Origin of the sequence: Streptomyces indicus, assembly GCF_900100315.1 — a bacterium.
Taxonomy (GTDB): domain Bacteria; phylum Actinomycetota; class Actinomycetes; order Streptomycetales; family Streptomycetaceae; genus Streptomyces; species Streptomyces indicus.
The window spans coordinates 198,145-220,802 of sequence record NZ_FNFF01000014.1 but is presented as its reverse complement, the minus strand read 5'-3'; the positions used below and the strand labels follow the sequence as shown (position 1 = coordinate 220,802).

The following is a 22,658-nucleotide window of genomic DNA, read 5'->3' as shown; positions in this document are numbered from 1 at the left end:
AGCTCCTGAAGACCACGCTGGAGAAGAACGACGGCACCGCACAGCAGACCCTGTCGCGCGCCAAGGCCGCCGTCGACAGCATCGGCTGAGGCAGAAGCAGAAGCAGAAGCAGAGGCTGAGGCAGGCAGGACAGGCGGAACAGACGGGGGTCTCGGTGTCGAAGTGGGATATCAAGCCGCTGGGTGTGCGCGGTCAGCTGACCATGACGGGTGAGGCCGCGAAGGATCTCGCGGACGCGGCCAAGGCGATGGTCGACGACTTGTCCAGTGCGGCGGCGTCGGCTGGGACGGCGGTGCCGGGCGGGCAGTACAACGGGCCCATGATCGGGCCGGTGGCTCCCGGGCAGCCGCGCAATCCGGTGGGTCCGGTGGCCGCCGCATTGTCCTCGTACATGGAGGAGCGGCAGAAGAAACTGCAGTCCATGGCCGAGCGCACCGGCAACTCGATGACCGGGGCGGCGGAGGCCACCAACGCCTACGTGCAGGGCGACTTGGACATGGCCGCGGACGCGCAGGCCAAGGCGCTTCAGGCGCCGAAGATCGATCTCCCCGGGGCGGGGAAGTGAGCATCCGGACGAGGGGGACGGGGACGTGAGCGGGAAGGCGGGGACGGGGCTGTGAGCGAGACGGCGCTGAATCCGGAGGAGATCCCGGAGTTCACCGGAAATCTGGAGCAGTTGGAGAAGGACGCTTCCGCGATCGTCTCGGACGGCACGTCGATCGCCGATGCGGCATCGAAGGTCGATTCGACGTTCCAGGGGCTGTCTTCGTATTACGCCGCGCCGGAGGCGGACCGCCTGTTCGCCTCCACCGCGCTGGTGGCCACCGCGGGCGGGGTGTTCGAGGACGATCTGGCCACGATCGGGGCGGCGCTGTCGGCGTATGCCACCGAGATCCGCCCGATCGTCGACCGGTTCAAGCAACTGCGGGCCGAGGCCGAGGCGTTCCGCACCTCGATCGCCGATGACGACAAGTGGCGTGAGGACGGTGATCTGGTCGAGGAGAACAACGCCCGTCGTGAGGCGGTCAATCAGGCGTTCGCCGACTTCCAGGCCGCCGAACGAACCTGTCACAACAAGATCGTGGCGCTGGTCGGCGGCACCCCGCTGAAGGTCACCGACGGTTCCAAGGACAAGAACCAGTACGGATTCCGTGCCGAGGACCTCAACGGTGCCAAGGATCTGCCCTGGGGCGATCCGGTCGAGGAGTCCACGCCCTGGTATCACATCCACGAACATGCCTGGGACTTCGGCAAGGGCCTGGTGGTGGACGGGGTGTGGGGCACCATCAAGGGCCTGGGCACGCTGGTCGGCTTCGACGGCTGGGACGCGATGAAGCAGGCCTGGACCGGGCTGGCCAAGTTGGCCACCGGCATCGTCATCACCGCGTCCCCGTTCGGTGCGGCCTTCTGGCTCGCGCCCGAGGACAAGCTGCCTTCCTGGATCCGCGATTCACGCACCGCGATGAAGGAGACCGGCAAGGCGCTGGTGGCGTGGGACCAGTGGGGGTCGAATCCGGCGCGGGCCGCAGGGGCCACCACCTTCAATGTGCTGACCACCGTGTTCACTGCCGGTGCCGGAGCGGGTGTGTCCGGGGCGGGCAAGGCCGGCGCCATCTCCAAGGCGATCTCCGCGGCCGGCAAGGCGGGCCGGATCGTCGACCCGATGACCTACATCTTCAAAGCCGGCGCCTACACCGGAGTCAAGATCGGCGACGTACTCGCGACACTGCGCGGTGCGGGCCGTGTCGAACTGCCGCCGCTTCCCGCGAACGCGGTCCAACTGCCCGACGGGGCACGGCTGCTGGACGACGGGACGTTCCGGCTGCCGGAAGGCGCCCCGGTTCCGCGCGGTGCGGTCGAGCTCGGTGACGGCCGTATCTCCGTTCCCGACGAGGTGCCGGCCGTGCCCGGGGACGCGGTGCCGGTGCCGCTGGCGGACGGCGCCCAGGGTTTCCTGCTGAGGAACGGCGACATCGTCGACGGCCGGCTCAACGTGATCTCCCGCGTGGACGAGGCGCCGCTCGACATCGTCGACACCCCGGCCGCCGCCGCGGCCCGCGCCGAACAGCCGGTCCTGGTCGGCGCCCGGGTCGACGACGTCGTGAGCGGATCCGGTGGGCGTGCGGATGACGGTCTGGGCCCGGTGGGGCGTGCGGACGACGGTCTCGGACCCCGGATGGACCTGGAACCCGCCGGAGGTGGCCGCGGTGCCGGACCGGCGGCGGGAGCCGCGGACGGCGCGGCCGCCGGCGGTGCTCGCGACCTCGGCGGCAGCGGAGACGACCTCGCCCGCGGCTCGGGCGGCGGCCCGGAGCCCGCCGGCGGCGGACGCGGGAGTGGCCCTGGGGGCGGCGGACTTGGCGGTTCGCTCGATGGCTTGGGCGGGGACGGCCCCCATCCGGCGGGTGCCGGCGGCGACGCTGCGGGAAGCGGAGACAACGCCGCGGGTGCCGGTGACGATGGCGTCCGGGGCGGGGCGGACGGCGGTGTTCCGGGGCGGCCTTCGCCGTTGGAGCGGCCGGAGTTCATGCGGGACGGGAGTAATCCGTACGGAGAGCCCGGTTCGCTCACCCGACGTCAGATCGAGGATATTCAGGTCTACCGCGCCAATACCGAACCGGGCTATTTCGAGGACCATTACCGTTCGAACGGGACGCGCAAGGACCTGGGCATCCATGATGAGAGTGGTTACGCGCCGCCACAGCTTGTGCAGTTGACGGATGGTGGGCCCTGGGTGCGGGCACATGATGTTCCTGCCCCGCCGAAGCCGCACTACCTTGACGAAAGCTATCTGCGTTCCGGTGCCGACAGTGCGGCCGGCAAGGCCAAATTGAAGATTCTCGACGCGGCGGCCAAGGCGCGCCACCTCGCTGTGCAATGGGGCAACATGATGGCCGACTGGAAGGCCAGTTCGGCGGCGCACCATGAAGCGGTCGGGACGCACGAATCGGCGGGACTGGCCGGTGAGGCCAGGGGCTCGTACAAAGAGGCCCATACGCAGATGGCCCAGAAGTCGGAGGACTTCGGCGAGACGGTTGCCGAGCACGGCTACATGGCGGAGCACCACCCGGACTTCGTGAAACAGGAGCTGGACGGACCGGCGAACGGGAACGACCAGTTCGACCAGGTGTGGAAGCATGACGACGGCCGGGTGGTGGTCATCGAGGCCAAGGGGAGCCCGGATGCGGATCTGGGGAGTCGGCGGCTTCCGAATGGGCAGCGTGTTTCGCAGGGCAGTCGTGAATACTTCATGGATATTTTGCGTGCTATGAGAAAGCGCGGCGAGATTTCTCTCGCGCGCGACCTCAAGGCCGCTCTCGACTCCGGAAAGCTGGAGTACGTCGCTGTCCGAGGAGAGCGAAACTCCGGCACCTACACTGGATATCAGTACCGACGCTTCGACATCAGCAAGGGGACGCTTCCGTGACCGCACGCATCCACCGGCACGATCTGTCCGGAGGCCCGGAACCCGGTGAGCTCGCCAAGGATTTGGAGATCTCGCTCGCGGAGGATGTCGACCAGTTGCGGGAGCATCCCGAGAGCATCGACTCCGCGTTTGGGACGAGCACGCTGATCCTGTCGGCGCGCTCGGTGGTCGACCCCGTCGCCGCGAAGGCCGAGACGTGGGACGCCACGGTGAACGCGATGCAGCTGGGCACCACGATGTTCGCGCTCACCAACGCCACGGAAGGGACGTTGGAGCGCCGCATCAACCAGAGGACGTACACGCTCGAAGCGCTCGGCAACCGCACCTTCGCCCACGCCGGCAACTGGCTCACCGCGTTCTACCTCGCTGCGATCTGCCGCGAACCGGACCGCATGACCGAGCTCTGCCAGGTGCCCATCGGGAACATGCGAGCCGTGCCCGGCGAGACCGATGAGTTCAATTACCGCTGGATCGACACCCTTCAGACGTACTGGCTGCGCAGGGAGGGACTCGCGGAAAAGCTGACTGCCACCATCGAGGCATCGGACCCGTCGCGTGTGACGATCGCTCCCCAGGACCTGTTGCAGGGCGTGCTCTATCCGCCGATCAACCTCTTCTACCACCTCGTACGCAGGGATACGGAGGGTTTCGCGCCCGCGCTGGAGGAGGCGCTCAAGCTCCATCGCGCCTATTGGACCCTCACCGACGACCGTCGTCAGGACATCGACGGCGCGATCGCCCTCGGCCCCCTCGCCATCGCCTCCTGGGCGTTCGACGGGGACTTCCCCCTCGACGTCGAATCCGAGTACCTGCCCAAGCATCTTCTTCAGCACAGCTGGCTCGGGGAGTACCCGACGTAAGGGCCGGCCCGCGGGAGGCGGATTGTTCGCCGATCCGACTGCTTCCGGCGGTGTCAGGTTTGGCATGTCCGCGCTAGCTTCCGCCTCATGGATACCCCTCACGCTTCCGCGCGCGACCACGGGCACCATCACCCTCACTCCCACGATCGCGAAGCCGGTCACCCTCACTCCCACGATCGCGAAGCCGGTCACCCTCACTCCCACGACCACGAAGCCGACCACCACCACCCCGACTCCCCGCACGGCATGGGCAGACGGGCGCTGCTCTCCTCCGCCGGCGGGCTCCTCATGCTCGCCGCCGTCCCCGGAACCGCGCGTGCCGCGCAGACCGTGCAGGCCGGGTCGGCGGTGCCGCAGTTCGCCGCCTCGCGGAGTTCGCGGCTCACGCAGGGGACGACGCTCGTGCATGCCGATATGCACAACCACACCGTCATGTCCGACGGGGACGGCTCGGCGCAGGCCGCGTTCGGGTCGATGCGCGAGGCCGGGCTCGATGTCGCGGCGCTCACGGATCACGCGACGCTGTTCGCGATCGACGGGCTGAGCTCGGGGGAGTGGAACACCCAGGCGCAGCTCGCCGACGCCGCCAACGACCCCGGGCAGTTCACCGCGTTGCGCGGGTTCGAGTGGTCGAGCCCGCTCGAAGGGCACATCAACGTCTGGAACACGGGGGACTTCGCCGACCTCCTGAAGGCGCCCGGGCCCGGCAACCTCTACAACTGGCTGGCCGCGCGGCCGGCCGGGCTCGCGAGCTTCAACCATCCCGGGCGCGAGCCGGGGCGGTTCAACGAGTTCGCGTTCCGCCCGGCGGTCCTGGAGCAGATGGTCGGGCTCGAGATGTTCAACCGTACCGACGACTACCTCTTCGAGGGATGGTCCGCCGGGCGGCCCTCGCCGCTGGTCGTGTGCCTCAACTCCGGCTGGCGGCCCGGACTCACGGGCGTCACCGACGAGCACGGGACCACGTGGGGATTCCACGAGGGCAAGGGCCGCAGCGGTCTGTGGGTCACCGAGAACACCCGCGCCGGGGTGTTCGAGGCGATGCGGGCCCGCAGGTCGTTCGCGACCCGGGTGTCCGGGCTGCGCGTGGACGCCACGGCCGACGGCGTACGGATGGGCGGCGCGCTGCCGATCGCCTCGGGGGACGTGCGCTTCCTCGTCGACATCGACCGCGGCCCCGAGTGGGCGGGCAAGCCGCTGCGGGTGCAGGTCCTGCGCCCCGGCACGCAGGTGCCCACGGTCGTCGAGGTGGTGGACACCGTGAGCGGTGCGGTGGCCGACCTCACCGTGCCGCTGGACGCCGCCGACGGGGACTGGGTGGTGCTGCGGATCTCCGACCCGTCGGCGGCCAACGGCACGCCGGGTCCGGCCGGTCACGCGTGCAACGACTTCGCCGTCGCGTATACGAGCCCTTGGTGGCTCAGGCCCTGATGTCCAGGCAGGCGCTCCGGCCCTGAGCTGTTCGCGGCTCAGGGCCGGGGTCCGTTCATACGGCTCCGTTCATACGGCCCCGTTCATACGGACCCCAGCGCCCCCCTGCGGAACATCCGCGGATTCACCGGACCGTCCCGCAGGATCGTGTCCTGGAGGTCCCGCAGCTCGCGGGGCAGGTCGAGGCCCAGGTGGGCCGTCATGCGCGCCCGTGCCGAGGCCAGGACCTGTAACGCGTCCGCGCGCCGGCCGCTGGCGTAGAGGGTGGCCGCGCGGAAGGCCAGGAGCTTCTCGTGCTCGGGGTGGGCCTCGGTGAGGCGGGCCAGTTCCGCGGCCAGCGGCCAGTAGTTGCCGAGCTCGAACTCGGCGGCCACGTGGAGGAGTTGGGCCGTCAGATGCAGTTCGTCGTAGGCCGCGCCCACGCCCTGGCGGATCCGGGACGAGGCCACGTCCTCGAGGACGGCGCCTCGCCACTCGGTCAGCGCCAGAGAGGCGAGCCGGGAGACCTCCTGCGGGTCCGTGGCCCGCTGGGCCCGGGCCAGGAGGCCGGTGAAGCGGTGCAGATCCACGCGGTGCGGATCGCCGGTCAGGGAGTACGTGGAGCCGCTGCGCAACAGCCGTACGGACTCGTCGCAGCCGCCCCGGCGCAGGCTGGCCCGTAATCGGCAGACGTCCACATAGAGATCGGCTCGCGGGCGCGGACGCTCGTCCTCGTCCGACAGCAGGTCGGTGAGCCGGTCCATCGGGAGCGGGCGGCCCAGCTCCACCAGGAGCAGGCCGAGCAGCCGGCGTTCGCGGCGGCGGCCGATGGCTGCGGGGCGTCCGTCGACGGTCCACTCGACGTTGCCCAGAACCCGGAAAGACGACCCCGTGGCAAGCATGTCCGCATCATGGTCACGTCGTCATGTTCCTGGCAAGATCTTGTCATTCTCCCGACAGGCACCACCTTTCACACTGATCCCTCCTGCATCTGCGCCCATCCGCGCCAGGAGGTCGGACCTTGCCTTTCGTCATCGCCGGACTTGTGCTCGTCGGCGTCGTCGCCGCGCTCAACACCGTCCTGCTCGTCGTGATCCTGCGCCGCTGGCAGGAGCTCGAAGCCGTACGCCGCCGGGACGGGTTCGCGGGGCAGGGGCCCCAACCCGGGGACGAGCTCCCGGAGTTCAGCGCCACGGCGGTCAGCGGCCGGACCCTGAACCGGGACGGCCTGCGCTCCGGGGAACTGCTCCTCGGCGTCTTCTCGCACGACTGCCCGTCCTGCACGGACAGCCTCCCGGACTTCGCCGCCCAGGCCGAGTCCGCGCGCGCGGCGGGCGGCCGGGCCGTCGCGCTGGTCATGGGGGACGAGGCGGGGGAGAGCGAGCTGGCCGCCCTGCTCGTGGGCACGGCGGACGAGATCGTGCTGCCGCCCGAGGCGGCGCCCCTGTTCAAGGCGCTGCGGGTGCCGGCGTTCCCCACGATCCTGCGCTACCGGGACGGCGTCGTGACGGCCCCCTTCGACGCCTCCGCCCCCTCCGCCGCCGACCGCGAACCGGTTCCGGCGGCCTCCTGAACCCCGGTGCGGACGCGGACCGCGGCCGCACCGAGGAGCACCACCATCGCCCCATCCCCACCACAGGAAGAGGAGATCCATGCGCACACTCAAGGCCGGCGCCGGCCGGCTGATCGAGCGGATCCTGCCGAAGGCCGAGGCCGAGGCGGGCTGCCCGCCGGACTGCTGGACCGAGTGGAGCACCAGCGCCCAGCGGTGCCGCCGTTGTTGCTACACGGCCCGGTGCGGCGTGAGCTGCGGCAGCTGGAGCTACTGCTGATACGGCTGCGGGGCGGGCTGCTTGCGGCCCGCCCCGCACTCGCGCCGCCGGGCGGCCTGCGCGCTCGCCCGCGCCCGCCCGCCCCGCCCCGTACGCGCGCCGCCCCCGGCCACCACCCCCGCAGTCACGGGAGTCACCCATGTCCGATCTGCTGCTCGTCTGCCGGCTCACCCTGATCTGCGTGCTCGCCGTGGCCGGCCTCGCCAAGCTCCGTGACCGCCGCCGGTTCGCCGCGGCGCTCGACGGCTTCCCCTTCCTGCCGGCCGCCGCCCGGCCGGCCCTCGCGGTCCTCGTGCCGGCGGCCGAACTCGCCGCCGCCGTCCTGCTCGTGGTGCCCGCGACCGTGCTCGCCGGCCTGGGCCTCGCGGCCGTCCTGTGCGCCGGGTTCTGTGCGGTCGCGGTGACCGCGCTGCGCCACGGCACCTCCGCCGCCTGCCCCTGCTTCGGCAGCAGGACCGCGGTGCCGATGGGGCCCTGGCACGTGGCCCGCAACGCGGTCCTCACCGGGCTCGCTCTGCTCGGCGGGGCGATCGCGCTCACGCACGGAACCTCAACTCCCGCCGATATGGCGGCAGTTGCGCTCGCGGCCGCCGCGGCCGCCTACCTCGCCGTATTCGCCGTCTTCACCGACGACCTGGCCGCCTTCCTCTCCGCGCCGCCCCGCCCCGGCCTCTCCGCCTCAGCCGACTCCGGCCTCTCCGCCCCTCCCCACCCCACGCCCGCCGAAAGGACGCCCACCCCGTGAGCCACGCCCTCGTCGGTCTCGCCCTGCTCGCCGCGATCACCCTCGCGAACGCCCTGCTCACGGCCGCGGTCGTACGACGCTGGCGGACCGCCGTGGCCACTCCGGCCCCGGCTCCCGTCGCCGCGCCGGACGGGCCGCCCGCCCTCGCCGTACAAGAAGGCGACCGTGCACCGGAGTTCACCGTGCCCGCGCCCGGTGGTGACCTCACCGCGGCTGAACTGGCCGGTCACCCCGCCCTCCTGTACTTCCTGCGTCCCGACTGCGGGCCCACGCGCGAGAGCCTGCCTGCCGTGCAGCGGTGGGCCGAGGCGCACGCGCCGGAGGGCGCGCGGGTCGTCGCCGTCGTCAACGGGGCTGCGGAGGGCGCCGGTCCGCTGCTCGAAGCGGTGTCCGCCTTCACGGAGCTGACCGCCGTCGAGCCGCCGGACGGCCCGCTCGCCGGGACCTTCGGCGTACGCCACCACCCGTCGTTCGTCCTGCTCGACGCCGACGGCACCGTCGTCGAGACGGGCATCGGCAACGGTTCGCTCACCGCACTCGACCTCGTCACCACATGAGCCGCGCCGTGCACGACCCGCACCCCCCGGAACCGAAGCCCCGCCCCACCACCCTCCTGCGCGGCCTCGCCGCCGTCTTCGCCCTGACGCTGCGCGCCTGCCCGGGGGCGCTCGCCACCCGCGTAGCCACGGTGCTCGTCGTGGGCGCGGCCCCGATCGCCGCGTCCTGGCTGCTCAAGTACGTGGTGGACAGCCTGACTTCGCCGGACGCCACGGCCGCCGCCCTCACCTGGGCCGCCGCGGGCATCGGTGTGCTCACGGTGCTGCTCGCCACCAGCGCGGCCGTGGGCTCGTATGCCGACGCCCGCATCCGGCGCGCCACCGCCACCCGCGCCCAGAGCGAACTCCTCGAGGCCGTCAACCGGCTCGGCGGTCTGGCCCGCCTCGAACAGCCCGCCTTCCACGACCGGCTCCAGCTCGCCATCCAGAGCGCGCAGGGAGCCGAACGCCTCGTCACCGCGGCGCTCCAGGGCGCCCAGGGACTCCTCACCATGGCGGGCTTCCTCGGCAGCGTGCTCCTCATCAGCCCCGTCCTGGCCGTGATCGTGGTGGCCGCGGCGGTGCCCGCCCTCTTCGCCCAGCTGGCCAACAGCCGCCACCGCGCGGACCTGTTCTGGCGCACCAGCAACCTCGCGCGCCGCCAGATCTTCTACCGGGGACTGCTCACCGACACCCAGGCCGCCAAGGAGATCCGCCTCTACGGCCTGGGCTCCTACTTCGCCCAGCGGCTGCGCGCGGACCTGGACGGCATCAACCGGCAGGAGGAGCTGCTCGACCGGCGCCTCGTCCGCCACGAGACGGCGCTCGCCGCCCTCGGCGCGGCCGTCTCGACGGGGGCGCTCGTCTGGGGCGTGCACCGGGCCGCGACCGGACACCTGACCGCCGGTGACGTCTCGCTGCTCGTCGCCGCGCTCGCCGGGGTGCAGACCTCCCTGATCAGCCTCGTCGGCTGCATCGCCCAGGGCCACCAGACCGCCCTGCTGTTCGGCCACTTCCTGTACGTGACGCAGGTCGAGGACGACCTGCCCGCGCCCGCCGCCCCTGTCGAGGTGTCCCCGCTGCGGCAGGGCATCGAATTCAGGGACGTCTGGTTCCGCTACACCGACGACGGCCCCTGGATCCTGCGCGGGCTCGACCTGACCGTCCCGCACGGCACGAGCCTGGCCGTCGTCGGACTCAACGGCGCCGGCAAGAGCACCCTCGTCAAACTGCTCTGCCGCCTGTACGACCCGCAGCGCGGCAGCATCCACTGGGACGGCACCGACCTCAGGGACCTGGCCGCGGACGAGCTGCGCCGGCGGATCAGCGTCGTCTTCCAGGACCCCATGGAGTACGACCTCACCGCCGCCGAGAACATCGGCCTCGGCGACCTCGCGGCACGCGACGACCTGCCCCGTATCCACGCGGCCGCCCGGGACGCGGACATCCACGCGGCGCTCGCCCGCCTCCCGCAGGGCTACGACACCATGCTCAGCCGGATGTTCTTCCCCGATGACACCGAAGAGAGCGCCAGCGGAGTGCAGTTGTCGGGCGGCCAGTGGCAACGGCTGGCGCTGGCACGGGCGTTGATGCGCTCCGAGCGCGACCTGATGATCCTCGACGAGCCCGGCACCGGCCTCGACGCGGTCGCCGAGCGCCACATCCACGACCGGCTCACCGCGCTCCGGCAGGGCGCCACCAGCATCCTCGTCTCGCACCGCATGGGCACCGCGCGCGCCGCCGACCGGATCGTCGTGATCGCCGGCGGGGTCGTTCAAGAGGCAGGCACGCACGAGGAGTTGATGCTCCTCGGCGGTGCCTACGCCGAGCTGTTCCGGACGCAGGCGGAGGGATACGTGGAGCAGCCCGCTGAAGGGAGCCTGCGGTGACCGCCGCCCTGCTCGCCGGCGGACTGCCGCTGCTCGCCCTGCCCCTCGCCGTCCTTCTGGCCCGCGGGCGCCTCGTCGCCGTGACCGTCCGCGGCTACAGCATGTCGCCCACCCTCATGCCGGGCGACCGCGTCCTGGTGCTGCGCGGGCGGAGCCGTATCGCCGCCGGCCGTATGGCCGTCGTGACCGCACCCCACCCCGAGCACGGCTGGCGGCCGCCCGCCGGGGCCGCACCCCGGTCCTGGTACGTGAAGCACGTAGTGGCCGTCGCGGGCGACCCGGTGCCCGAGTGGGCCCACCGCTGCACGGGGCCGCGCGTGCCGCCGCGCATGCTCGTGCTCCTCGGCGAGCAGCCCGGCTCGATGGACTCGAAGCAGTGGGGCTACTGCCCCGAGGACCAGGTGGTCGGGACGGTCCTGCTCAGGCTGCGGGCCGCCGCGCCCGAGGGCGCCGAGACCGGTCCGCCGTCGCGCTGAGCAGCCTCTTCGTCACGGCTGGCCCAACGGTGCCACCGGCACGGGTGGGTCAGGCCAGGCCGTTGTAGCGGCCAGGGGTTCGGGGCGAGTGTGCTGACCCATGGGGTACGTGAATCGAAGAACTGTGCACATAGGCCTGTCGGCCGCGGTGCTCGGCGGGCTGCTCACATCGGTCCCGTCGACGACCGCCGCCGCAGCGCCGTCCGCCGCCGGGACGCCTGCCGGGAAGCAGAAGGTCATCGTCGTGCTCGACGGCGCCTCGGCGCTCCAGGCGCCCGCGGGCGCCGCCGAGGACGCGACCGCTGCCGAGGTGAAGGCCGAGAAGGCCGATATCGCCGAGCAGCAGAAGGACTTCCTCGGCCGCGCCAAGAGCGCGGGCGTCGAGGCGAAGTCCGTCCGCAAGCTGGGGCTCCTGGTCAACGCCGTGGCGATGACCGTGGACGCCGACGACGCCGAGGCGCTGAAGAAGCTGCCCGGGGTCAAGTCCGTGGTGCCCGACACCCGGATGAAGGTCACCATGGCCGACGCCAACCGGCTCGTCGGCAACACCGGCGTCTGGCAGCGCGAGGACGCCGAGGGGCGGAAGGTCACCGGCAAGGGCGTCACCGTCGCCGTGATCGACTCCGGTGTGGACTACTCCCACCCGGACCTCGGCGGCTGCCTCGGCGCGGACTGCAAGGTCGTCGGCGGGTACGACTTCGTGAACGACGACGCCGACCCGATGGACGACAACGGGCACGGCACGCACGTGGGCGGCATCGTGGCCGCGAAGCCCGCGGCCGAGGGCGGCGTCACGGGTGCGGCCCCCGACGCGAAGCTGACGGCGTACAAGGCGATGAACGCCGACGGCTACGGCGACATGTCCGACATCATCGCCGCCATCGAGGCCGCCGCCGACCCGGCCAACCCGCACCGCGCCGACATCATCAACCTGAGCATCGGCGCCACCGGCGCGGGCATCGACGGCACCGACCCGGTCGGCCTGGCCGCCACGGCCGCCGTCGAGGCGGGCATCCTCGTGGTGGCCGCCGCCGGCAACGACGGCGCCCAGTACGCGATCGGCTCGCCCGGTTCGGCGGACGGTGTGCTGACCGTCGGTGCCTCCACCTCCGGTACGCGGGTGCCGCGGGCCGCGCTCGGCAAGGACGAGATCCAGACGTACCCGGGTCTCCTGACCGCCTACGGCCCGGACGAACCGGCCACCGGGCCCGTCGTCGACCTCGGCTGGGGCATGCCCGAGGACTGGGAGCGCGTCGGCGACGTCAAGGGCAAGGTGGTGCTCTACGCCAGCCCGCCCGGCCGGACCGAGGAAGACGGCTTCTACCCGGACGAGTTGGCCGTCTACGAGGAGGCCGAGAAGCGCGGCGCCCTCGCCGTGATCGGCGGCGTGTCCTCGGACGGCGGCGGCCCGGCCGCCGACGACAACGGCCGGGCACGGACCGTGGAGCCCGGCGAGGTGGAGCCCCGCAAGGGCGAGCTGAACGCGGCGCCCACCAGCGGCACCCTCGGCACCGACCACTGGCGCATGGACCGGCTGCCGATCCTCGGCGTGGACCGCCTGACCGGCTACGAACTGGCCGCACTGGCCGGCACGGACGCCGAGATCACCATCAGCTCCACCGACTCCAGCGACCGGATCGCCTCGTTCTCCTCGCGCGGCCCGAGTCCGCGTCTCGGCCTGGAGCCGGAGATCGTCGCGCCGGGTGTGGAGATCCGCTCCACGGTCCCGAAGAGCCTCATCTCCTCTGGCTACTACCGCCTTTCCGGTACGTCGATGGCGACCCCGCTCGTCGCCGGCTCGGCCGCGCTCCTGCGCCAGCTGCACCCGGAGAAGTCCGCGGCCCAGCTGCGCGACGAGCTCACCGGCAGCGCGCAGCCGCTCGCCGACGCCCCGGTCACCGCGCAGGGCGCGGGCCGCCTGGACACGGCGGCCGCCGCCGACGCCACGCTCACCGCGTCCCCGGCCACCCTCGCCTTCGGCCACCCGGACATCACCGAGGACGACGAGGTCGAGGAGCGCCGTACGGTCACGCTCCACAACTCCTCGAAGCGCACCCTCAACGCCCGTGTGAAGGGAGACGAGTCGGCCGATGTGTCGCCCTCGTCCGTCCGTATCCCGGCCGGCGGCAGCAAGAAGGTCACCGTCGAAGTGGAGGCCGACCGGCCCGCCGCGTACCAGGACATCACCGGCCGCATCACCGTCGAACCGGACCGCGGCCCGGACCTGACCGTCCCGTACCAGCTCACCGCGACCCCGGTGGTCGTCGAGGCCACCCCCGACCCGTCGGACGGTACGGCCACGGTCTACGCCTACTCCCAGGAAGCCTTCGCGGACGCCCCGACGCTCACCGTCGACCCGCGCCGCGGCCGGCCCTACGAGGTGAAGCTCGAACGTCTCGCCGCCAACGCGTATCAGGCGCAGTTCACGAAGCTGGCCCCCGGCACGTACGACCTGAGCGTCGAGGGCCGCACGGTCCAGGGCACCAAGACGTACGGCGAGGGCGCCTTCGAGGTCACCCCGGCCGGCGAGCACAGCACCAACTGGGCACCGATCGGCCCGAACAGCGCGGGCGGGCAGCTGACCCTCGCGCCCACCGCCCCGGACCAGGCCGTGGTCTCCACCGGCGTCAGGGGCGGCGCCTGGGTCACCACCGACCGGGGGAAGACCTGGAAGCAGCGCACCCGGCTGCCGTTCGACGGCGCCAAGCGTCCCCCGGTCATCGTGGTCGACAAGGACGACGCAGCGCACTGGTGGGCGGCGGTCCGCTCCGACCACCCGCCGGTCGGCAACGGCGGTCTGATCATGGAGACCCGGGACAACGGCCTCACCTGGCAGAAGTCCAGTGCGCCGGACGCCCCGTACACCGACCTGACGACCGACCCCGACCAGAAGGTGCTGCTCGCGTCCGCGGAGACCGGCCAGTACATGCTCAGCCGGGACAAGGGCAGGACCTGGCAGGTCCAGGAACTCGGCTTCCCCACCGACTACATCACCTCGGTGCAGATCGGCGGCGACGACCTGTACGGCTGGCACGGCAAGGACATCTGGGTCGTCCGCGGCTGGGTCACCGGCAGCCCGAAGCCGGCTGAGAAGGTGTACGCGGCCGCCTCCCACCAGGTGCTCTTCGGCTACGACGCCAACGAGAAGCTGCTCACCGTCCAGGTGCAGGGCAGCAGCGGCGCGGGCCTGTACGCCAGCGAGAACGGCGGCCGCGACTGGCACGCCACCGGCCACCGCCCCAACGGCACGGTGACCCTGTCCGGGGCCGAGATCCTGCACGAGGACGGCGGCAAGCTGCACTTCAGCAAGGACGCGGGCCGCACCTGGACCAGCAAGGACAAGCCCAACCGCAGCGCGGTGTTCACCGACTTCGACCGCTGGGCCGACGGCTCGCACACCGTCGGCAGCAGCGCCGGCATCCTGCGCGGCGCCTCCGACGGCACGTACACCCGTACCGGCGTCCAGGGCGTCACGGTCAACTCGCTCGCCTACGCGGACGGTTCCCTGGTCGCGGGCAGCGACAGCGGGCTGTACCGCACCGGGCTGCCGGCGGCCGGTCCCGAGTGGGGGCGCGGTGAGTTCGAGGGCTCGACCGGTGCGTCGATCGGGCTCGTCGAGTCGTACGCCAAGGATTCGTCCGTCGTCTGGCGGGTGCTCTCCAGCCAGTTCGGCGGCTCCACCGTGCAGAAGAGCACCGACGGCGGCGTGACCTGGGCGGACCGCGGCAGGCTCGACGGCACGCTCACGACGCTGCTCATCGACCCGGACGACCCGGACAAGGTGACGGTCGGCTACGTCAACCGGGCGGACGGCGGCGTGTACGTCACGACGGACGGCGGCGCCAAGTGGCGCTCGCACAACCACGAGCTGTACTTCAAGTCCCTTGCCCAACAGCCCGGTTCGGACCGGCTGTGGCTCGGCGGCACACTCGGCCTGTGGTACTCCGACGACGGCGGCAAGACCCTGACCAAGGCGGACGACCGCGAGACCACGGCCCTCCACCTCGACGGCAGGCGGATCGTCGCGGGCGGCCAGGAACTGCGCTACTCGACCGACGGCGGAAAGACCTTCCGTACCGGTGACTCGGGCGGACTGCGCATGCTGGTGTCGGATGTCGTCGAGATCGACGGCACCTACTACGCCGGGACGAGCAGCCGCTGGGAGTGGGGCTTCCCGATCGGCAGCCGCGGTGTCCTCAAGTCCGAGGACGGCGGCCGCACATGGCAGAGCGTGGCGCGCGGCATGCAGAACACGGACGTGCGGGCGATGGCGGCCGACCCCTCGGGCAAGGCGCTGTACGTCGGCACGTACGAGGGCGGTGTGCAGCGCCTGACGCTGGGCGGCTGAGCTCCGCCCGGCGCGGGTGAAGGGGCCGGACTTGGGAGGGTCCGGCCCCTTCACCGCGGGTGCCTTACGGGGCTTCCGACGGCTCTCCACCCTTGTTAGGGTTACCTAACTTTACGAGGTGAGGGGTGGCGCGATGGCCAAGGGCGGGAAGTATCTCAAGCCGCAGGAGCGGGAGTTCCTCGTCGTACGAGGGGTCGCGCGCAAGCGGATCAGCCCGTCCTTCGTCCGCGTCACCCTCGGCGGCGAGGCCCTGAAGCGCTTCACGCCCATGGGATACGACCAGTGGTTCCGGCTCTTCCTTCCGGTGGAGCGCGGACTCCGGCTGCCCAAGCGCACGGGCGGGCTCTGGGTGGCCGAGTACATGCTGATGTCCAAGGACACCCGCCCGGTCGGCCGCAACTACACCGTGCGAGCCCACCGCACCGAGGGCCTGCACGGCGAAGGTCCCGAGATCGACGTGGACTTCGCGCTGCACGCGGACGCCGAGGGCGGCCTCGGGCCCGCGTCCGCGTGGGCGCGCGACGGCGAGGAGAGCGACGAGGTGGGCATCCTCGACGAGGGCATCACCTTCCTGCCGCCGTCAACGGCCCGCTGGCACCTGCTCGTCGGGGACGAGACCGCGCTCCCGGCGATCGCGGGCATCATCGCCTCGGCCGACGACGGCCGCCCGGTCCGCGCGTACATCGAGGTCCCGCACGAGGAGGACGTCCAGGAGCTGGGCGTGCCCGCGCACGCCACCGTGGAGTGGGTGATCCGCAAGGACGGCGCGCCTTCGGGCGAAGGGGCGCTCGCGGCGGTGCAGTCGGCCGCGCTGCCGGACGGACCGGGGTACGCGTGGGTGGCGGGCGGGCGCCGGCTCGCGACGCAGACGCGGCGCCATCTCGTGGGGGAGCGCGGCTTCACGAAGGACGCGGTGACGTTCACCGGGTACTGGCGCTGAATCCGGCACGGTGCGGCGCCGGACACGGGCGCGGGCTCCGACGGGGCGGGGCGGAACACCGGCGCGGGCTCCGACGGGAGGCAGGGCGGAACACCGGCGCTGACCTCCGTACTTCCCGCGTGAACATTCCGCGGCAACCCCGTGGACGAACTGTCGTACCTCCCCCTTATGCTGCGCGGACGATCACGCGGTACCTGGGGAGGGCGCGGCATGTTGGGGAAGTTGTTCGGCAGGGGTGAGGACAGACCGGCGGGGGAGGCGCACGTCCTCGCGCCCCGCAAGGGGAAGCACGGGGTGTCCACGCTCCGGGCGCTCGGCGACGCACGGGTGCTGGCCGCCGTGGAGGCCGCGGACGCGGGGGACTGGGAGGCCGTCAAGGCGGCGCTCGCACCCTTCGACCTCGGCCACGACCAGGCCGTCCTCGGCGAACTGGCCGTGGTCGGCGGGGTGGAGGAGTGGATCGTACGGGCCGCCGACGAGGACAAGGAGCACCGCGCCACCGCGCTGCTCATCTCCGGTGCGCGACACGTCCATTGGGGCTGGGAGGCCCGGACCTCCGCCCGCGCCAAGGACGTCTCGCGCGAGCAGTGGCAGACCTTCTACGAGCGGCTGCGCATCGCCGAGGACCACCTGCTCGAAGCGGCGGAGCTGCGGCCCGACTGGATCACCCCGTGGCGCCATCTGCTCACCTCCGCGCGCGGCATGTCCGTGCCCGACAGCGTCAAGGAGGCCCGGCTCGACGCCGGCCTGCGCCGCGACCCGCTGAACACGGACATCCACCTGGAGTGGATCTCCCAGCTCCAGCCCCGCTGGGGCGGCGAGCCGGGCCAGGCCCTGGAGTTCGCCCGCAAGGCCTTCGCGACGGCGCCCGACGGCCACCGGCTCGGCTGCGCGATCGCGATGGCGTACGTGGAGCTGTGGGTCGAGTCCGACAACAGCGACTGCCTCCAGGACCCCAGGATCCGCACCGAGCTGCGGGAGGCGGCCGAGCGCAGCATCCTGCACCACGCGTACGAGCGCCGGCTCGGCTGGCACGGCGACTACAACATGTTTGCCATGGCCCTCGCCCTTGCCGGCAGCAGCAAGGCCTCGAACGTCTTCCGCGAGCTGGACGGTGTGTACACCGAGTGGCCGTGGACGTTCATGGCGGACCCGCAGAAGGCGTACGCCCGCTTCCGCAAGGCCTTCTGAGCGGCTTCCACCGCCGCCTGCTCTCCGGTTCCGCTCCCGGACCCCGATCCGGCGCAACCCCGTACCCCCGTGCCCCCGGCGTGCCGCCATCCGCCGCCGGTCACCTCACCGACCCACGGACTGCCCGATGACCCTGCCCGAGAACACCGGCACCGACCGCACCTTCCAGGTCGACCTGCGCGGCCTCGTCGACCTGCTGTCCCACCACCTCTACTCCAGCCCGCGCGTCTACCTGCGCGAACTGATGCAGAACGCCGTGGACGCGCTCACCGCGCGCCACGCCCTGGAACCCCAGGGGCAGTTCGGCATCCGGCTGTACGCGGACGGCGCGCTCGTACGCGTCGAGGACGACGGCGTCGGACTCACCGAGGCCGACGTGCACACCTTCCTCGCCACCATCGGCCGCTCCAGCAAGCGCGCCGAGAAGATCGCCGAGCAACGGGCCGACTTCATCGGCCAGTTCGGCATCGGCCTGCTCTCCTGCTTCCTGGTCGCCGACGAGATCCACGTCGTCAGCCGCAGCGCCCGTACGCCCGACGCGCCCGCCGTCGAGTGGCGCGGCCGCGGCGACGGCAGCTACACCGTCCGTACGCTGCCCGCCTCCGCACGCCCGCAGCCCGGCACCACCGTCACCCTGACGCCCCGCGCGGACGCCGCCGAGTGGACCCGCCCCGAGCGGGTGCACGCCCTGGCCCGCCACTTCGGCTCGCTCCTGCGCCACCCCGTCACCTTCACCGACGGCACCGGCGGCCCCGAGCCCGTCAACCCCGAGCCTGCACCCTGGTCGCTCACCCACCCGACCCCCGGCGCCCGCCACCGCGCCCTGGCCGCGTACGGCGAAGAGGTCTTCGGTTTCAAGCCGCTCGACACCATCGAACTCGACCTGCCCGCCGTCGGGTTGAGGGGCATCGCCTGCATCCTGCCCGAGGCCGTGCCCAGCGGCCGCCGGCACGGCCACCGCGTGCACGTGAAGGGCATGCTCCTGTCCGAGCAGGCCCCGGAGATCCTGCCCGACTGGGCGTTCTTCGTGCGCTGCGTGGTCGACGCCGAGTCCCTGCGGCCCACGGCCTCGCGCGAAGCGCTGTACGAGGACGACACCCTCGCCGCCGTACGCGACGCGCTCGCCGACCGCCTCCGCGACTGGATCGCGCGGGCCGCCGCCAGCGACCCCGATCTCCTCGGCCGCTTCCTCCAGGTCCACCACCTGGCCGTGAAGTCCCTCGCCGTGCACGACGACGAGATCCTGCGGATGCTGCTTCCCTGGCTGCCGTTCGAGACCACCGACGGGCACGCCACGCTCGACGAGTTCGCGCGCACCCACCGCACCGTGCTCGTCACGTCGAGCGTGGAGGAGTTCCGGCAGGTCGCCGCCATCGCCTCCGCGGCCGGACTCGGCGTGGTCAACGGCGGCTACACCTACGACCGCGAACTCGTGCACCGGCTCCCCGAGGTCCGGCCCGAGGTCGCGGTGGCCGACCTCGACCCGGCCACGCTCACCGCGCACCTCGACCCCGTCGACCGCGAGACCGAACTGGCCGCCGCGGCCTACCTCGCGCGCGCCCGCGACGCCCTCGCCGTCTTCGACTGCGATGTCGCGCTGCGCGCCTTCCAGCCCGCCTCCGCCCCGGCCCTGCTCGTCGACAGCCGCGAGGCACGGCACGAGCGCACCCGCTCCCAGCTCGCCCGCGAGCAGGAGGGCGGCCTGTGGGGCGGCATCCTCGGACACCTGCGCCAGGAGGTGCCGCGCGCCCAGCTCATCCTCAACCAGCTCAACCCCCTGGTCCGTACGGCCGTGGCCATCGAGGAGCCCGAGCTCGCCCGCACCAGCGCCGAAGCCCTCTACGGGCAGGCCGCGCTGCTGTCCCGGCGCCCGCTCAGGCCTTCCGAATCGAGCCTGATCAACCGCTCCTTCCTCGACCTGCTCGCCCACGCTCTGCGCAAGGACAGCTGACGATGACGACCGCACCCCAGTCCATAGAGGCGCTCTACGAGGCGCTGCACGAGAACGACCAGCGCCCCTACGGCCGCACGCGCACCGTCACGGCCGAGGAACTCGCCGACGCGGCCGAGCAGTTCGACGACCCGGCGCTCCTCATCGACGCGCTCCTCGAACTCCAGGAGGCGTACACCTACGGCGCCGAGCCGCGGAAGTCGCCCGTCGTCTTCGCCCGCCTCCTCAACCTCTACGACGAGCAGCCCGACGCCTTCGACGAGCGCATGCGCCACCAGCTGTTCTGGCGCTTCAAGTGGGTGGCGAACGCGCTGCTCGCCCTGCCCGAGATCCCGCTCGCGACCCTGCGCCAGTGGCTGGGCGAGATGCGCGACCGGTACGTGAAGGCGGACATCGACCTCCAGCCGTACTACGGACAGGCCTACCAGCTCGCCGACCACCTCGGCGAGGACACCGCGCTCGCCTACGAGTTGTGGGCGGGCCGGGTCCGCAGCCGTTACAGCGACTGCGAGGCCTGCGAGATCTGCGAGCGCGCCCTCTTCCACGTGGGCAGGGGCGACGACCCGCGGGCCCTCGGCATCTGGGAGCCGGTCCTGTCCGGCCAGGACTCCTGCCAGGAGGAGCCGGCCCGCTCCATCTCGTACGCGCTGCTCCCGCTGCTGCGTACGGGCGCCGCGGACCGGGCCCGCGAGCTGCACCTCGCCGGCTACCGGGCCTGCCGCCGCAACCCCTCGATGGCGCCCGAGGTGGGCCGCCACCTGGAGTTCTGCGCCCTGACCGGCAACGAGGCGCGCGGCCTCGAACTCCTCGCCGAGAACCGGAGCCTGTTCGAGGAGGTGGACTCGCCGGCCGACCAGCTCGCCTTCCTCACCGGAGTGGAGGTGCTGCTCCAGCGCGTCGAGGCCCTCGGCCACGGCGGCCTCGCGACCGCCGGATACGCGGGCCGCTCCTGGACGGTCGCCTCGCTGCGTACGGAGATCCGCACCCGCGCCGACGAGCTCGCCGCCCGCTTCGACGCACGCAACGGCACCGCCTCGGTGAGCACCCACCGCCGCACCCGCCTGGAGCGCGCGCCCCTGCTCGACGCACTGGAGCTGACGCTGCGGCCGCGCGCGCTCGACGAGATGACCACGGCCCAGCCCGCACCCGTTGTCAGCGCACCCGAGTCACATCCCGAGACCCTCGCCGAACTCATCATCCGCGCACGCGAGTTGGACGAGGAAGGCCACCCGGAAGCGGACACCGCCTGGGAGCGCCTGCACGCGCTGGCCACGGCCCCGGACTACCGGCACCCGGACGACCCGGCCGTCGGTCCGCTCGTACGGCTGCGCGCGGAACTCCTCGAACACGAGGCGGGTCTGGCCGAGCGCAAGGAAGACAACGCGACCGCGGCCGCCCTGGCCGAGGAGGCCGCAGGACTCTACGAGGACGCGGGACGCACCGGGCAGGCCGTCCTCGCCCGGGCCCGTGCCCTGCTCGCCGCGGCGGAGGCCGCCGACGGGGACGAGACGGCCAAGGCCGAGGCGGTGGCCGCCGCACACGCCGCCATCTGCCGCCTGCACGAAGAGGCTTCGGCGCCCGGTCCCGCTGCCGCGCAGCTCACCCCCCACGAGGAGGCCGCCCTGCTGCGGGTGCGCGCGGCGGCCCGCGGACTGCGGCTCCAGTTCACCCGCAGCCAGGAGGACGTCCCCGCGGCCTTCGCGGAGCTCGACCTGCTGCACGAGTTCGCCACCCGGCACGCGCTCAAGGGGCAGATCTCCGGAGCCGGACTGCTCCGTGCCTCCGTGCACGCCATGTCCGGCGACCTGCCCGCCGCCCGTGCCCAACTCGACTCCCTGCTCGACCGGTTGAGGGCCGGGGGCCCGGCCTGGCATCTGCCGCGCACCCTCGGCCTGCGCGGCCGGGTGCACCTCGGGATGCGCGACGCCGAGGCCGCGCACACCGACCTGACCGAGGCCGTACGGCTCGCCAACGAGTGGCCCGCGGCCCGCATGGACCGCGGCCGGCTGCACAGCGACCTGGGCGAGGCCTGTCTGCACCTGGGGCTCCTCGACGAGGCGCTGCGGCACCTGACCCGGGGCGCCGAGATGCATCTGCGCCAAGGCGACCGCGTCGACGGCTTCTGCGCCTACAGCAACGCCGCCCAGCTCAGCATCGACCTGGACCGCGTCGAGGACGCCATCGCCCTGCTGGACTCCGTCCTCGCGGAACCCGACATCGCAGGCGGCGAGCTCGACGACCGGCTCACCGCGCAACTCCGCCTCACCCGCGCCCGCGCCCTGCACGCGGGCGGCGACCTCAAGGCGGCCACCACGGAGTTCGCCGCGCTCGCCGCGGAGTCGGCCGACTGGTCCGACGACCCCGGCAGCCACGCGATGATCGCCGGCGAGACGGCCGTACTCCTCGCGGAGGCAGGCGAGTTCGGCCCCGCGCGCGAGGCCCTCGACCAGGCACTCGCCGCCCACGCCACATCCCCCGAGTCCGCCCGCTACGAACAGCTCAGCAACCACCTGCGCGAGGTCGCCCGCCTCCAGGCCCAGCAGCAGGGCGAGGAGGGCCTGCGCCCGGCCCGAGCCCTGCTCGCCGAGGCCGAACGCCTCGCAGCCGCCGCGGCCCGCGCCGGCTTCGTCCCGCAGGGCCGCTCCCTGGAGACTGCACTGGCCTACGAACACGGCCGCGTGAACGCCTACGCGGGCGCCTACGAGGAATCCCTCACCGCCCTCACCCAGACCCTCACCCTGCTGGGAGAGGTCGGCTCGGGGGATGAGCGCATCGGCGAGTGGACCGAATGCGTCCGCCTCGCGGGCGTGGTGGAGGGCATCTACCTGGAGCGCACCGGACCGGCCCTGGCCCGTATCGACGCGGCCGTGGGCCGGCTGACCGCCATCGGCCGCCCGGACGCGACGACCCCGCTCACGGAACTGGCGGCCCAGCTGCGGGACGAGTGACGCCGGCCACGCCCCGGAACGGGCCCTGCTCACCGGAGCAGGGCCCGTCCGAGCCGACGCGCCATGTTCCCCTTCGTGGGATCCTGGCCGCGTGGCAGGAAAAGT

General features: G+C 72.4%; 17 protein-coding genes. 15 read left to right on the top strand and 2 right to left on the bottom strand.

Translation table 11 applies throughout. The features are described from left to right. The first annotated feature begins 154 nt into the window (after positions 1-154). From BLT97_RS28545 to BLT97_RS28530, 4 genes are all read left to right on the top strand, one after another. A complete protein-coding gene (locus tag BLT97_RS28545; RefSeq protein WP_093615223.1) occupies positions 155-565 on the top strand; it encodes a DUF6507 family protein in 411 nt (136 codons plus the stop codon). 51 nt (positions 566-616) lie between these two features. Next, positions 617-3,427 (top strand): hypothetical protein, encoded by a 2,811-nt coding sequence (locus BLT97_RS28540; RefSeq protein ID WP_093615221.1) that lies wholly within the window; start codon positions 617-619, stop codon positions 3,425-3,427. Next, complete coding sequence (locus BLT97_RS28535) at positions 3,424-4,287, top strand: immunity 49 family protein (protein ID WP_093615219.1); 864 nt, start codon at positions 3,424-3,426, stop codon at positions 4,285-4,287. The genes BLT97_RS28540 and BLT97_RS28535 overlap by 4 nt, the downstream gene beginning before the upstream one ends. Positions 4,288-4,533: 246 nt before the next feature. Further along, positions 4,534-5,718, top strand: coding sequence for a CehA/McbA family metallohydrolase (locus BLT97_RS28530; protein WP_093615217.1), 1,185 nt, complete (start codon positions 4,534-4,536; stop codon positions 5,716-5,718). An 83-nt stretch (positions 5,719-5,801) separates the two neighbouring features. Here BLT97_RS28530 and BLT97_RS28525 read toward each other — a convergent pair whose 3' ends face one another. After that, positions 5,802-6,599 (bottom strand): AfsR/SARP family transcriptional regulator, encoded by a 798-nt coding sequence (locus tag BLT97_RS28525; protein ID WP_093615215.1) that lies wholly within the window; start codon positions 6,597-6,599, stop codon positions 5,802-5,804. A gap of 119 nt (positions 6,600-6,718) precedes the next feature. On the opposite strand from BLT97_RS28525, the gene BLT97_RS28520 reads away from it, so the two are divergent. Together BLT97_RS28520 and BLT97_RS28515 are read left to right on the top strand one after the other, a co-directional pair. Next, the gene (locus BLT97_RS28520) at positions 6,719-7,270 is read left to right on the top strand and encodes a redoxin domain-containing protein (RefSeq protein ID WP_176953918.1); all 552 of its coding nucleotides are present in this window, start codon (positions 6,719-6,721) and stop codon (positions 7,268-7,270) included. 79 nt (positions 7,271-7,349) lie between these two features. Next, complete coding sequence (locus tag BLT97_RS28515; protein ID WP_093615211.1) at positions 7,350-7,529, top strand: hypothetical protein; 180 nt, start codon at positions 7,350-7,352, stop codon at positions 7,527-7,529. On the opposite strand, the gene BLT97_RS38060 is transcribed toward BLT97_RS28515, so the two are convergent. Next, on the bottom strand, positions 7,520-7,657 hold the full coding sequence (locus tag BLT97_RS38060; protein WP_176953917.1) for a hypothetical protein: 138 nt from the start codon (positions 7,655-7,657) through the stop codon (positions 7,520-7,522). The two genes, BLT97_RS28515 and BLT97_RS38060, sit on opposite strands and share 10 nt — an antisense overlap. Positions 7,658-7,668: 11 nt before the next feature. Between BLT97_RS38060 and BLT97_RS28510 the strand changes: the two genes are divergently transcribed. From BLT97_RS28510 to BLT97_RS28470, 9 genes are all read left to right on the top strand, one after another. Next, entirely contained in the window at positions 7,669-8,274 is a 606-nt protein-coding gene (locus BLT97_RS28510) for a MauE/DoxX family redox-associated membrane protein (RefSeq protein ID WP_093615209.1), read from the top strand. Beyond that, positions 8,271-8,831, top strand: coding sequence for a TlpA family protein disulfide reductase (locus BLT97_RS28505; RefSeq protein WP_107407047.1), 561 nt, complete (start codon positions 8,271-8,273; stop codon positions 8,829-8,831). Before BLT97_RS28510 ends, BLT97_RS28505 begins: the two co-directional genes overlap by 4 nt. Then, positions 8,828-10,699, top strand: a complete 1,872-nt coding sequence (locus tag BLT97_RS28500) for an ABC transporter ATP-binding protein (protein ID WP_093615207.1) — start codon at positions 8,828-8,830, stop codon at positions 10,697-10,699. Before BLT97_RS28505 ends, BLT97_RS28500 begins: the two co-directional genes overlap by 4 nt. After that, positions 10,696-11,175, top strand: coding sequence for a S26 family signal peptidase (locus BLT97_RS28495; RefSeq protein WP_093615205.1), 480 nt, complete (start codon positions 10,696-10,698; stop codon positions 11,173-11,175). Before BLT97_RS28500 ends, BLT97_RS28495 begins: the two co-directional genes overlap by 4 nt. A gap of 109 nt (positions 11,176-11,284) precedes the next feature. Continuing rightward, positions 11,285-15,523, top strand: a complete 4,239-nt coding sequence (locus BLT97_RS28490; protein WP_176953916.1) for a S8 family serine peptidase — start codon at positions 11,285-11,287, stop codon at positions 15,521-15,523. 118 nt (positions 15,524-15,641) lie between these two features. Next, the gene (locus tag BLT97_RS28485) at positions 15,642-16,463 is read left to right on the top strand and encodes a siderophore-interacting protein (RefSeq protein WP_218137329.1); all 822 of its coding nucleotides are present in this window, start codon (positions 15,642-15,644) and stop codon (positions 16,461-16,463) included. Positions 16,464-16,673: 210 nt separating this feature from the next. Further along, positions 16,674-17,654: a hypothetical protein gene (locus tag BLT97_RS28480; protein ID WP_093615199.1), complete on the top strand. Its 981-nt coding sequence runs from the start codon at positions 16,674-16,676 to the stop codon at positions 17,652-17,654. Positions 17,655-17,781: 127 nt separating this feature from the next. Continuing rightward, positions 17,782-19,605, top strand: coding sequence for an HSP90 family protein (locus BLT97_RS28475; protein WP_093615197.1), 1,824 nt, complete (start codon positions 17,782-17,784; stop codon positions 19,603-19,605). 2 nt (positions 19,606-19,607) lie between these two features. Continuing rightward, on the top strand, positions 19,608-22,553 hold the full coding sequence (locus tag BLT97_RS28470) for a hypothetical protein (RefSeq protein WP_093615195.1): 2,946 nt from the start codon (positions 19,608-19,610) through the stop codon (positions 22,551-22,553). Positions 22,554-22,658: the final 105 nt, after the last annotated feature.

What these genes read in the sequence shown, in the direction of transcription:
- BLT97_RS28530 (WP_093615217.1), top strand. Translation starts at nt 4,534, where the DNA reads ATGGGCAGACGGGCGCTGCTCTCCTCCGCCGGCGGGCTCCTCATGCTC.
- BLT97_RS28525 (WP_093615215.1), bottom strand. Translation starts at nt 6,599, where the DNA reads ATGCTTGCCACGGGGTCGTCTTTCCGGGTTCTGGGCAACGTCGAGTGG.
- BLT97_RS28515 (WP_093615211.1), top strand. Translation starts at nt 7,350, where the DNA reads ATGCGCACACTCAAGGCCGGCGCCGGCCGGCTGATCGAGCGGATCCTG.
- BLT97_RS28510 (WP_093615209.1), top strand. Translation starts at nt 7,669, where the DNA reads ATGTCCGATCTGCTGCTCGTCTGCCGGCTCACCCTGATCTGCGTGCTC.
- BLT97_RS28500 (WP_093615207.1), top strand. Translation starts at nt 8,828, where the DNA reads ATGAGCCGCGCCGTGCACGACCCGCACCCCCCGGAACCGAAGCCCCGC.
- BLT97_RS28480 (WP_093615199.1), top strand. Translation starts at nt 16,674, where the DNA reads ATGTTGGGGAAGTTGTTCGGCAGGGGTGAGGACAGACCGGCGGGGGAG.
- BLT97_RS28475 (WP_093615197.1), top strand. Translation starts at nt 17,782, where the DNA reads ATGACCCTGCCCGAGAACACCGGCACCGACCGCACCTTCCAGGTCGAC.
- BLT97_RS28470 (WP_093615195.1), top strand. Translation starts at nt 19,608, where the DNA reads ATGACGACCGCACCCCAGTCCATAGAGGCGCTCTACGAGGCGCTGCAC.